The following is an 11,733-nucleotide window of genomic DNA, read 5'->3' on the forward strand; positions in this document are numbered from 1 at the left end:
GGGCAGCGGCGGTTCATGCGACCAGTCGCGCGACGGGTAGTCCGCCAGCAATCTTCCGGCAAGAACAGCGACCGGAGATAGGTCGATCCCGATTGTCTTTGCGCCTGCCCTGGCACCCTCGAGAGGCAGGATGCCACGCCCCGAGAACATGTCGAGCATGACGGGTCGCCGTCCGCCAGTCGAAGCAACCACAAGATCGGCGAGTTCACTCATGGTGTCGGGACTTCCCGACACGATCGCTGCCTCGATGAGCAGTTTGAGCGCAGGATCTGCGGGCAGCATCCCGGTCATGCGGCAGCGCCGTGCCTGAGCGATCGGCCTCGATGCAAACCAGCTGAAGATTGCCTTCTCCAGCTTGCCCGAGCCGACGGCCGATCGACACGCTTTGTCGACGGCGGCCACTGGGAACCATCGATCAATCATTCGCTCGTTCGCTGTTTCATCCATGCCTGGTCTGTTCCTTCAGCTGTGAGAGCTTGATCTGGTAACGCTGGATCCTGCCAGCGCCGTCAGCGAAGACATTGACTGGGTCTTGAACTCTCACCGTTACAGCGGCCTGTTCGGCACAATCGTCGACGACGTACAACCAATAGTCGTCTCGGCGCTGGAGAGCCTGGGCCCACTCGTTCTGCTCAAGCCAAACGGGGCCCATCTGACCAGTGAAACCTTTGACTTCCACGCAGCGCTGCTCGCCAGTGTGCACGTGTCGGGCGAGGAGGTCGTAGCCGACTCCCGCCGTCTGTCTATCGTCGACCGTATAACTCAATGACTCCAGTTCGGCGATGACCTTGGCGACGGCAACCTTCTCGGCATTTGGTTCGTAGCCGAGTTCGTCAACCGTGACGCCCGCACTCACGTGGGTCCAACCAACGAGGCGAACGGCAGTGGGCTGGACATCTTCGAGCTCCCTCAGCTGCGCAAGGCGCTCCACTTTGAGGCTGGAGAAGGCCCCTTGGCGGGCCTGTCTCTCCTTCCGGAACTCAGCGATCTCCAGAAAGTCAGTTCTCGAGCTCGTTGTTGCTCGCGCGCTTTGGTCACCCAGCCCAGACGCTCGGCGAACTGACCTTCACCTCGCGCTCAGCGCTTGATTTCGCTGCTGACTCGCCGTCGGCGAGTTGAGCTGGCTGGGCTTGGCACCGGCTGGGCCAGCACCTGGCTTGAGGCTCAATAGCGACTCCCAGGAGACTTCAGGCTCCGGCGCCCGACCACCTGATGAGAACCGGCGAGGGCGCAAAACCTGGTGGACACCGTCGTGCATCCGAACCTCTGCCTCATAGATCAGCAGGGTAATTCGTAAGCGAGCCGGTATCAACAACCCCCTTGCGCCGAAGCAGTTCGGAGCGTCCCATATCGACAGCTATGCGGACCAGTTCTGCAAACGAATCCTCAGTTGGCCCTAGGACGGCGACATCTTCGAGGTCGGTAACCCCGTCAGCCTTGGCTTGCTGAACGGCTCCTCCGTCGGCGGCGAAGAGCTTCGATGAACCACCGCCGAGGGCAGCCGGCAACCGTGTCAATGCCTGCAACCGACGGATCCCGACCGCGGGCCCGGGACTGGTGAGCCAACCCTCTGCAGCCGCAACAGCATCCACGAACCCGTCGACGATCACCGGGTTGATGGATTCGAGCCGGTCAGCACGGAATCGAGCGTCGGCAGCAACATGGTTCACTTTGGAGCGGAGATGTTTGTCTTCCTTCTCGAGCGCCTCACCAGCCCGCTTCAGATCAGCAACATCAGGGATATTGATCGTCGCACTTGGATCGGACTGAGCGTTAGACAATACCTGAGGGGAAATCGAAGTTGGTGCCGAGCGCCTGTTCCGCCGTGGCGTCCAGAAGATCGAAGATGCGACCGCCGGAGGCTCGTCGCAGCCGCTTCGAGATTCTGAAGCATTACCCTTGCACCCGGCCTTCACGGGTCTCAGGCGCCACGAGGTGATAAATGAACACGTCATTCTTCTGGCCGATGCGGTGCAGCCTTCCCATCCTTTGTTCAAGCCTGACAAGCGACCAAGGGATATCCCAGTCAAGCATGACGTGCGCGCTCTGTAGATTGATGCCTTCACCGCCGGCATCGGTCGAGACCAGTACTTGAAAGTGGTTGGCGAGAAAGCCTTGCTGGAGTTCATGGCGCGCTTTGTGATCGACTGCTCCCTCAAGCATCTCGACGCTGAACCCGGCATCTGCAAAGCAGCCGTGAAGCCACCGCGCCGTGTCAGCGAATTCAGTGAATACCAGCAGCTGACCCTTTCCGGGAGCGATGTCATGCCGATCGAGAATTTCTCGAGCCTTGATCCATTTCGCTGGCGTGCCACCAAACTCGATGGCGGCCCGAAGCTGGGCCAGCAGGGATTCGACCGCTTCGATCTCGCCCTGCTTGTCTTTCGTGGATGTCGACAATCACATCCTCCACCTGTGCCAGTTGTGTGGGATCTTCGAACGCCTCAGACATCGACCGAGCGCCCGCAGGTCTTCCGCCATCGTCTCGGGTATTTGCCGACTACCCCGCTTGGCAACCGAACCCGTCACCAGGCAAGGCGCCGCTCCAACGTCGCTTTTACGGCCGGAAGGCACGAGGCAGCACGCTTGCCATAGATGGACAGCGCCAAAGTGGAATTCTCGCCATACCACGCCTCTGCGTAGTCCATAACGGCCTCGTATGCGGCGCGCTCAAGTTCACCAAGGCTCACTGCAACCGTCTCTGCGTAGCGCTCTGGGAACAGGCGCGTGCCGTCGACGTCTCTGAGATCCTCCTTCATACGCCTGAGAAACGTCAATCGACTCGGGCGGAGCGACCCTTCGTAGTCGCTCTGGTCTGGATCCCAGGGATAGAGCGTTGGGTCGAGGAGATTGCACAGTCCGCGAAGAAGTGCTCCTTCCCCTAGGGGTGGCTGTGAGCAGCAGGAGATGGTGTGTGCGACTCGCGAGTTCCTGGGCAGCCGCCAGATACCGAGAGGTTGGTGTGAGCCCCGGTGGGCCTCGTCAAACACGGCCAACGACCAGGACGCTCTACTTCTCTGCAACCTTACGTCGGACATCGTTGTTGCGGGTGTAGAGATCGATACTCCTCACCCATACGTCGACGCGGATCGAGATCCTTGGGGTCTCTGGCTGCGCTGGGGTGAGCCTGCTCGCCTGAATCCCAAAGAAGTCCTCAAGCTCCTCCAGCCATTTCTGACGAGGTGAGCAGGCACGACGACGATTGTCGGTCCCGGTATCAGCCGCGCCGGCGACCTCGACCAAGTACATGCCCGTCATGATCGTCTTGCCGGTGCCAGGCTCGTCAGCGAGCAAGAATCGAAGCTGGGGTTGCGGCAACATGTGGTCAAAGACAGCTTCATCCTGATGCGCTGAACTGTTTGGCGGGCCGCGTTGCCAACGCCGCCGACCGAAGACGCGGAGAGGCGAACTCCATCCAGCGACCCCAAAGGCCTGCGAGTGCCTTAGCAGGCTGGCCGAGGCCGTCGTTTTCCGGAACGCGCGCTTTGGCCAGCTGTTGCACAGTGAGAGTCCGGTCCAGAAGCGACCCCGTAGTTGTCCGGAGAATGAGATCTGCGCCAGTTTCAGTCGCAGTCGCGATTTCGACAGTGACGAGTTCGCCATCGATATGCAGTCGGTCTCCCCTTAGAGGCAGTCGCTCAGTCACCGGAGTCCACTCCGTCTGGCTGACTAATGACTGCAGTCTGGGTTCGACGCCTACGGGTCGATCCGGTTGTCGATGAACGTCTCAAGATCTGGTTCGCATGAAGAGCTTCGCCCAGCCGAACGATGAGCTTGTCGAAGGCCCGATTCACTGTGGTTCACCGGCTCTGACCTCTTGTCATGTTCCTATTGTGGCCGGTCAGCCCCTGAGCGTCGCGATGCCCGGCGGTTGCCGACTCGATAGGCCACCTGGTTTTCCTCCGGAGTTATCTCTGGGTACGACGACGTACTCGGTCAGTTGAGGAGCATGGCCCCGGCGCCGTGCGGAGTCTCCTCTCGACCGGTGTTCGGGAAACTTGGCGAAGAGGCCTGGCGCGCCAACGACCGGAATTAAGCGCGGGCTGCCCGAACGTGCCGAGCTCGTCCGAATACGCATCACGGCCAGGGAAGCGACGGCTGACGAACCACCCGAGTCGAACGCCGAGGAGGGACCGGAGGTCAAGTGACGCAGCAATGATGGGCGTCCGCTCACTAGTGAAACCACTGGATCCGTCAGCAAAGAAGAACTGACTTCGTCGACGGCCGAATGGGTGGGGCAGAGGGACAAACCTGCTCCGCTGCGATGTGGACCACCTCGGGCCCGTCGCTCCCGAACTAGACCCTCCCAAAAGCAACGTGGTCCTCCTACCCGGTAATCCACAGCGACAAGCTCTGCTCGGCTGCTTCTCCTCAAATAGGAACGCTCTCGTGCCTACCAGCTGATGTGGCTGGAAGGGCCAGCGCTGAGCGCTTCCAGCAGGGCGGCTACCTGGGGGTGGTTCGGGTTGCGGTGAGCGGCCCACAAGCAGAACGTGAGCTGAGCCGCCTCGGTGCGGAGCATGAACGAGGTCTCGCCGGTGGTGCTCCTGCCTTGGCACAGCAGCAGGTCATCCTCGAATAGCTGGGCGGCGTCGATCGCGTGCCATCCCCAGGAGAGCACCTGGGTCCACGAGCGCATGATCACGTCGTGGCTGGTAGTGGTGACCTCGACGTTCTCGCCCTGGTCCCACCCGGCGCCGTATCGCCACCACACGACACCGGCGGTGACGGTGAGGGCACGATGTCCGGGCGGGAGCGCTACCGCGGTGGCAACCGCCGGGTAGTCGCCGTCTCTGATCGATTGGATCAGCTGGGCGGTGTCCATAGTTGGAGGGTACCCGCCGACACTGACAGTCACGGTGTGCCGGTGATGGCGCGAACCACGGCCGCCCGTCTTGCGTCCGCGGGGATGAACAGATCCGGCCAGGCAGGCAACTCGATGTGCTCGCCCCAGCGGGTGAGGTCCAGGTCCCAAGCTGTTCGCCCTCTGCGTGATGCAAGGTGCTCGGCCTCTGCGATCGCCCACGCAGTCTCATCGTGGGACCAACGATTGAGATGCATGGCCTCCTGCGACAACCTGGCCCTCCAACCCTTCACGGCGGGCGTAGCCGATGTGTTGGGTGAGGTGGCAGGTGCGACAGAGCGGGACGACCGCAGAGAGAACTTGGCGTTTGGCGGCGATGTCGAAGGTCCAGACTTCGTGTGTCTCCCACGTGCGCCACCTACCGGCCAGTGCGACCGCCCCACACCATGCGCAGGCACCCCCGGTTGTTCTTCCTGCGGCTCGTCTGAGGCGCTGCCACCCGTCCGGTTCGATGATGGTCCGTAGCGATGATCCGTAAGTCGACCTGGGGAGCATCGACGGTTGAATGACCACGCTGGTCAGTGACCGTTGGAGCTGAATTCCGTCGACCACTGGTTGCTGTAGTTGCCAGGAAGGCTCGCAACGGCGGGCTGAGGGTCAACCAGCGATGACTGCGAATGCGCCAACCAGGACTGACCTGAATCCTGGACAACGTTGAGTCCAGGAGAGCCGTTCAGGGGGATTGTCGGCAAGTAGCGGCTCAGCCGGTGAACTTGGGGCTAAGCGGTGCTGGCGCTGATGGGGAAGAGGGCGGCTCGGCCGGAGAGGACGGCGCTGGCGCCGGGCATCCAACTGCTGGAATGCCGATGATCGGGTCTTGATTCATCAGTGCCTGTTGACGGCCGCCGACCACCACCTTGGGGTTTTCACCGGTGTCGTTGAAGGTCCGGGCTTCGCCGGGGTCGAGTGAGGCCTCAGTTCCGTTGACGGTGAAGGTCACCGGCACCGCCACTCGATTGACGACGAAGGTGTCCTTCACCGCCGGATCAGAGTCGGTGCAGGGCTCCTCGTCCACCAATATGCTCAGCGGCCCGACGCACCCGATAGCCGGCGTCACGTCCACGGCCTCCTCGCCGCCTTCGGTCACGACGAACGAGGCTTCGAATGGAAGGTCGATCGGGTTGCTCCCAACGTCAAGCGTTACTGGCTCACCGTCGACGTCCACCTCAACCTGTTCCGGAAGGTTGTTAAGGATGAAGGCTCCAAGGCCGGTCGCTTCGCGATCCGGACATGGGTCGATGCCGCTCTCTAGGCCGAATCCGCAGCCGTTTGCGGCGGGGATTCCCACATCCGCGCCGCCAACGTTGACTGTCGGTAGCTCGTCGTCGCTCGGGATCGGAACTGCGACGGTGCCTCCAGCGGGAATCCCGCTGGTGTCGGCAATCGCCCCCGCGGCAGTGGTGTAGGTGTAACCCAGTTCGGAATCGGAATTGTTGGTGATGCGCAGGACTCCGGCGCCCGGCACGTCACTCTGACCGGCCCCCGGAGAGCAGGCCGCAATACGGGACAGTGAATAGTCGGCGTCCTGGGCTCCGACGGTTGAGGACAAACCGATGGGGAGGGCGACCAGCATCGCGACGGCGGCGGTGGCAGCTCGTCGCAGCCTGCTTATGGTTCCGAGTTGGTTCATGGCCCCTCATTTGGATCGTTGGAATGCTGGCCAACCGCCGAACACTCTGTATTGCGCTCAAGTGTAGTCAGCCGGATACAGGGCGGCACCCGCTGGGCGCGCGGCCGGTTGTTCCAGTCAGGATCTGAGGCGAGGGTCAGCTTGCGCTGTCTGGGAGTTGTTGGGCGGGGTTGAGGTTTCCCCAGATTTGGGTGCGGCGATAGTAGGCGTGGACGGATTGTTCGGTCTGCCAGCGGCCGTGTTTGATGACCTGTGCCATGGGTGCGCCGTTGTCGAGCATGTCGGTGGCTGACCCGGCGCGTGGGCTGTGTGAGGTGTAGCGGCCTTTAACTCCAGCGGCAGCGGCTCGTGTGGTGACGATCTCGCTGATCCGTTCCCGGCTGATCGGCAGGAGGCCATCTGTTGTGGTGTCGAGTTTGGCGATGAGCGGTTCGTGGGGGTGGGGGTCACGGCCGAGGACGGCGGCGTACGTGGCGTGAAGTTCGTCGAGGATCGCTGCTGGGCAGTGGATTGGGTCGGACTTTCTTGGGGCTCCGATGGTGTGGCCTTTGCCGTGGGGGTCGTTCTTGGCCCGCCTGACGGTGACCTCGACACCGTTGGGGCTGATGCGGGTGTCGTCCCAGCGCAGCGCTGCGAGTTCGCCTCCTCGGAGGGTGGCGCCGTAGAGGAACACCAAGACCGCTCGTGCCCGGATGTCTGACCAGGCCGGCGTTCGCAACGATTCGGATGCGTCAGCGATATCGCGGGTGGTGAGTCCGGCGAGGGTGCTGGTGGTGGCGGGTGTGCCGATGGCTTTGGTGAGGATCTTGACGATGGCCTGGCGGGTAAGCCTGGCGCCGTCGGGACGCCTGAACACCGGGCCGCGCTGGTGGTGATCGAGTGCCCGGAGTGCCGCTGTGGGACAGATCGCAATGGGCAGGCTGTCGGGGAGCGAGATGAGGTCGAGCCCCGTCGCCGAACGACGGCGTTGGACTGCGATGACCGCAGCGTGTTCGGGGTGGCCTGTCGCCCAGAGGACGTGTTCGCTGTTGAGGCGGGCTGCTTGGCCTGGGGTGATGTGTCCACCGGCGATCAGAACGACGAGTGCGAGGTCTCGTTTGGTGGTGTTGGGGGTGGCGGCGATGTGGGCGCAGATGGTTCGGATCTGGTGTCCGTGGAGCGGGTCCGATCCGTTGTGGCGGGTCCCGTGGGTCTTGCCGTAGCCGACGAGCACCGCCCCGACAGCCGGGTCGGAGGTAGGCGTCGGGAACCCGGCCAGTTCGTGGCGGCGGCTGATCGCTGAGATCGCCTGGCGAAGGTAACCGTGCTTGAGTGGTGCCAGGTCGGGGTCGTTGTCGCGTTCGCCGGTGATCGGGTTCTTCCGGCCGAAGCGGGCCAGGTAGGCGAGGTAGAGGACGACCGTTTCGGGCGGGACGGGAACGGTCGCTGAGAGGCCGACGAGATCACAGAACTTGGTGAACGTCCGCCAATGGATCTCGTAGGTGTCGCGGGTTGTTTGGGATCTGGATGCGGCGGCGAGTTCGGTGGCGACGCGTGCCAACTCGCCGAGTTGGGGGTTGTCGACAGCGATTCGGCTGAGCCGGTCGTTGAGGGAACCGGCCGGGGTCCAGGGGTCGTCGGATGCCTGGCTGGTCTGGGGCGCACCCAGGGGTGTCGGAGGGTCGGGTGGGGATGGGAGCGATTTTGGGCCTTTGCACTTGCCGCAGAAGTCGGAGTCTTGGGCCGGTGGGTTGCCGCATGGTTGGTCGAAACGGTTCGTCCCAGCGCACAGACGTTGGTGTGAGCCGGTCACTGTGAGGGGTCCGGGCTGTGCCGCCAAGGGTCGTGGCGTTCGACGTATCTGGGGGTCATGGTCGGGTTGGTGTGGCGGAGATGCCTGGAGATCTCTGCGATGTCGAGGCCCTCGGTGTAGGCGTAGGACGCCCAAGATCGGCGCAGCGAGTGAACAGCGGGGACCGTTTCGAGCCCGGCGCGAACGGCGGTTCGTCGGAGCCGGTAGCGGACCGAGTCATAGCTCACCGGCCCGTTGGCGCCCTGGTGGCGGGCGAGCAGAGGAGCGTCGGGGTCGTTGACCGTCCGCCATTCGTTGAGAAGCCCAACCATTGGCCGCAGACCGGGCTGGTCATCAAGACGGACTCGCTCGGGGCGGCGTCCACGCTGGTTCTGTTTCGAAGCGCTCATGCGGGCAACGACAACCTTGTCGTCGATCGTGGTGAAGTCGTCGAGGCGGAGCCGGAGCAGGTCGTTGCCTCGCAACGCGCCGGTGAACCCAAACACCACGGTGATCTCGTCACGCAACGCCCTCCAATCACCAGTGCACTGGTATTCGGCACGCGCAGCGTCCGCCATGGCTGCGATCTCGCTGATCGTGAGGATGGGTGCCGGGTGGGCCGGGCGACGGTCTGTGCGTCGTGCCCCCTCGAGGATGGCGGCGGTGGCACTCGTCAGCCCACCAACCTGGGCGTTCCGGCCGAGGTGGACCGCCCGTATCGCAGCGAGGTAGCCGGTGATCGAACTCACGCTCAGCCCGTCACGCTGGCGGGCAGCGACAAACAGCGCGACGTGATCGGGATCTGCTGGGAACGGAGCGAACCCGTGCTCTTCCGCCCAGTTGCTCCAGGTGTTCCACGAACTGGTGTAGCCGTGAAGTGTCGATGGCGCATAGTCGGCCTTGGCCACCAGCCTGTCCGCTTGGTCCACCAACTGGTCCAACGGTTCGGCGGCGAATTCGGCAGTCTGGGTGGGCAACGGACGGTCTGGGGTGGCGGTCACCACCGTCGGGTCGAGAAACGAACTGGGATCGAGAACGTGGACACCAAGGTCCTCGATGTATCGGCCTGTGATCTCGGGGCCGGTGTGGCGGAGTCGCACCATGATCGACTCGAGCGCGCCGTCGCCACCGTTCAACCATGAATGAGTGGCCCATGACCGACGCAGCGAGTGGGCGGTCACCGACGACTCCACACCGGCACGTTGGGCCAGGGCGGCGAGAACCTTGCGGATCTCCCCCGCCGAGATCCCCCGGTCAGCTGTGATGCCGTGGTGGATCTGACCGAACAGCGGACCATCGTCGGGACCGCGGTAGTTGAACCAGTCTTGGAGCGCCGCGACCGGGCAGGACTCTTTGCCTGTCGCCGGTAGCGGAACGAAATCGGCATTCACCCCAGAGGTCTTGGACGAGGGGATCTTCAGGATGAACCTCTGGCGCTCCGGCAACCACTCCAGATCCTCGGCGCGGGCCTTGACGAGTTCCGCAGCACGCAAAGCACCGTGATAGCCCACAGCAACCAACGCCCGGTTACGCGACGCGATTGCCCATGCCAGCCCACTGGTATCACCAACAGGATCCCACCCCTTCGCGCCCGTCGGGTTGGCCAGCCCAGGAGTGAACAGCATCTCGTCGCCGGACGAGTCGACCAAAACCTCGAGAGCTTCGACCGGACAGAACCGGAGCATCGCAAACCGCTCCAAACGCACCTCAACCGCCGGAGTCGCCCCCGCTCGACCAGCCGACTGAAGCGCCGGGACGTGAAGGATCGCGCCGAACGGAACCCAATCGATCCCATCGACGCGAATAGCCATCAACTGCCGAGGTGACAGCCCCGACAAATGGCGCACCAACCGCGCCGAATAGTTGACGAGCTTTGCCGGGCGGACGATCCGACACATCGACTCCAAAGCACCCACCGACACCACCGGAGCGCCCTGCGCCCGGCGGGGCACCACCCGCTCCTGCATGCTCAGCACACGCCGGGCAAGATCGGTCACCTCCTCGATCGGTGGATCGGTTCGATGAACGTGATACCAACGGACAGCCGCCAGATTCGCACCGATCGCCGAAGGCGAGATCCCAGCACCCAACCGTGCCAGAACGAACGCCGCCGCATGATGCTCATTCGCTGGTAGCGGCGACACCCCATGGTGAGCACAAAAACGGGTCCACACACGCCAACGCCGCTCATACGATGCAGCCGTCTCCGACGCTGCCGCCCGACCACGATTCGTCAGCTCGTCCCGAGACTCCTCAGACGCTCGACGAACATCCGCCACATCGGCCGACTCTCCACCCGCATCACGACGCCCACCCGTCACAGATCGCTACCGGCTCGGAGACCAGCGGCATCTACAGCAACCCACCCCTACACACTAACCCCAACTAGAGCAACCTACCGACCATTCGTAGACCAGTGCCAGGATTCGACGGGCCAGTTCGTCAGCCCGAACCGCTTGCTGTTGGCCAGAAGCCATCGAGAGCATTGGTCGCCGAGTCGGACCGTCCCGTCACCGCAGGTGAAGTCGATCGCCAACCCCCGTTCGTGCATGGACGTGCCTGGGCGTGCTGTCGGGGGACTGCATGCGGTGCTGGGCTTCTGGTAGATGTCGTAGTTGGACGTGCCGCAGTTGGCGCGACGTGTTCTGATCTGCCCGGCCGGATCCCGGTAGCCGCCACCACCCAACGGCAGCCCCGCACCCTGGGCGGCGTTGAAGAGCGCTGCGACGTTGGCTGCCAAGCACCGGTTGACCGTGGTGGTGCCTCGCCGGTGGCGCACGGGAACCGTCTGGTTCTCCGGGACGCCTCCAGACACGGCTGCGCATTCTGTCGGGCCTCCTGGCATGGCGGCGCCACCTTCCCCCGCCGGCCCGGGCAGGCACGTCCCTGCATCGCTACCGAGCTTGGTGAGCTGGGCCACTGCGGCCGTGGCCTGCGCCATGTACTTGGTGTGGAGGCCCTTCTTCCAGGTCACCCACGAGCCCCAGCCACCGCCCCAGCTCTGGCTCTCCTCCCAGATGCTGTGAGCCATGCGGGCGTTGTCCCACGGGTTGGCCCAGTCACCGGTCGCCATCTGTTCGGGGTGGTAGTACCCGTTGATCTGCCAGAGCCCGTAGTCGACGCTGCGGTGCTTGTCGGTGTTCTGATTCGTGAGGTGCGGCCGGTGGCTGCTCTCGGCCGAGGCGACGGCCACGGCGATGGTCAGGTCTGGCCCGGTGAACCCGGCTGCTGCGGCGACCTGAGCGACGTGGACCGCGTCGAGCGTGTCCGGCCACGGGCCGACGGCAGGCAGCCCCTGTCCCGGTGGGAGGACACACGAGACACCGCCGGCGGCGCTTGCTGCCGCTGCTGACTGCTGGGAGTAGCCCATCCCCATCATGGCGCCGCCACCAAGAACGACCATGGCGATCACTGCTGCGAGAAACTTCATGACCCAGCTGCTAGCGCCAGCTTGTGGGACTGACCCGC

The 11,733-nt window shown here is 63.7% G+C and carries 11 protein-coding genes; all 11 read right to left on the minus strand.

Annotated features, from left to right (window positions below):
* A partial coding sequence (locus IPN02_08050) for a DUF1156 domain-containing protein (protein MBK9296781.1) occupies window positions 1-447 on the minus strand: 447 nt, incomplete at its 3' end.
* Entirely contained in the window at window positions 440-856 is a 417-nt protein-coding gene (locus tag IPN02_08055) for a DUF3883 domain-containing protein (protein ID MBK9296782.1), read from the minus strand. The genes IPN02_08050 and IPN02_08055, both read right to left, overlap by 8 nt.
* 415 nt (window positions 857-1,271) lie before the next feature.
* Complete coding sequence (locus IPN02_08060) at window positions 1,272-1,781, minus strand: hypothetical protein (GenBank protein ID MBK9296783.1); 510 nt, start codon at window positions 1,779-1,781, stop codon at window positions 1,272-1,274.
* Window positions 1,782-1,893: 112 nt separating this feature from the next.
* Complete coding sequence (locus IPN02_08065) at window positions 1,894-2,400, minus strand: SWF/SNF helicase family protein (GenBank protein MBK9296784.1); 507 nt, start codon at window positions 2,398-2,400, stop codon at window positions 1,894-1,896.
* A 125-nt stretch (window positions 2,401-2,525) separates the two neighbouring features.
* Window positions 2,526-2,759 (minus strand): hypothetical protein, encoded by a 234-nt coding sequence (locus tag IPN02_08070; GenBank protein MBK9296785.1) that lies wholly within the window; start codon window positions 2,757-2,759, stop codon window positions 2,526-2,528.
* A 250-nt stretch (window positions 2,760-3,009) separates the two neighbouring features.
* Window positions 3,010-3,294 carry a hypothetical protein gene (locus tag IPN02_08075; protein MBK9296786.1) on the minus strand — a complete coding sequence of 95 codons (285 nt, stop codon included), beginning with the start codon at window positions 3,292-3,294 and terminating at the stop codon, window positions 3,010-3,012.
* 1,099 nt (window positions 3,295-4,393) lie between these two features.
* The gene (locus IPN02_08080; GenBank protein MBK9296787.1) at window positions 4,394-4,825 is read right to left on the minus strand and encodes a hypothetical protein; all 432 of its coding nucleotides are present in this window, start codon (window positions 4,823-4,825) and stop codon (window positions 4,394-4,396) included.
* Between the two features lie 739 nt (window positions 4,826-5,564).
* On the minus strand, window positions 5,565-6,494 hold the full coding sequence (locus IPN02_08085; GenBank protein MBK9296788.1) for a hypothetical protein: 930 nt from the start codon (window positions 6,492-6,494) through the stop codon (window positions 5,565-5,567).
* 136 nt (window positions 6,495-6,630) lie between these two features.
* On the minus strand, window positions 6,631-8,034 hold the full coding sequence (locus tag IPN02_08090) for a tyrosine-type recombinase/integrase (GenBank protein ID MBK9296789.1): 1,404 nt from the start codon (window positions 8,032-8,034) through the stop codon (window positions 6,631-6,633).
* Window positions 8,035-8,282: 248 nt separating this feature from the next.
* Window positions 8,283-10,544 (minus strand): tyrosine-type recombinase/integrase, encoded by a 2,262-nt coding sequence (locus tag IPN02_08095; GenBank protein MBK9296790.1) that lies wholly within the window; start codon window positions 10,542-10,544, stop codon window positions 8,283-8,285.
* Window positions 10,545-10,660: 116 nt separating this feature from the next.
* On the minus strand, window positions 10,661-11,695 hold the full coding sequence (locus IPN02_08100) for a D-alanyl-D-alanine carboxypeptidase family protein (protein MBK9296791.1): 1,035 nt from the start codon (window positions 11,693-11,695) through the stop codon (window positions 10,661-10,663).
* Window positions 11,696-11,733 lie beyond the last annotated feature (38 nt).

Origin of the sequence: Candidatus Microthrix subdominans (assembly GCA_016719385.1) — a bacterium.
Lineage (GTDB): Bacteria > Actinomycetota > Acidimicrobiia > Acidimicrobiales > Microtrichaceae > Microthrix > Microthrix subdominans.

What these genes read in the sequence shown, in the direction of transcription:
- IPN02_08070 (MBK9296785.1), bottom strand. Translation starts at nt 2,759, where the DNA reads ATGAAGGAGGATCTCAGAGACGTCGACGGCACGCGCCTGTTCCCAGAG.
- IPN02_08080 (MBK9296787.1), bottom strand. Translation starts at nt 4,825, where the DNA reads ATGGACACCGCCCAGCTGATCCAATCGATCAGAGACGGCGACTACCCG.
- IPN02_08085 (MBK9296788.1), bottom strand. Translation starts at nt 6,494, where the DNA reads ATGAACCAACTCGGAACCATAAGCAGGCTGCGACGAGCTGCCACCGCC.
- IPN02_08100 (MBK9296791.1), bottom strand. Translation starts at nt 11,695, where the DNA reads ATGAAGTTTCTCGCAGCAGTGATCGCCATGGTCGTTCTTGGTGGCGGC.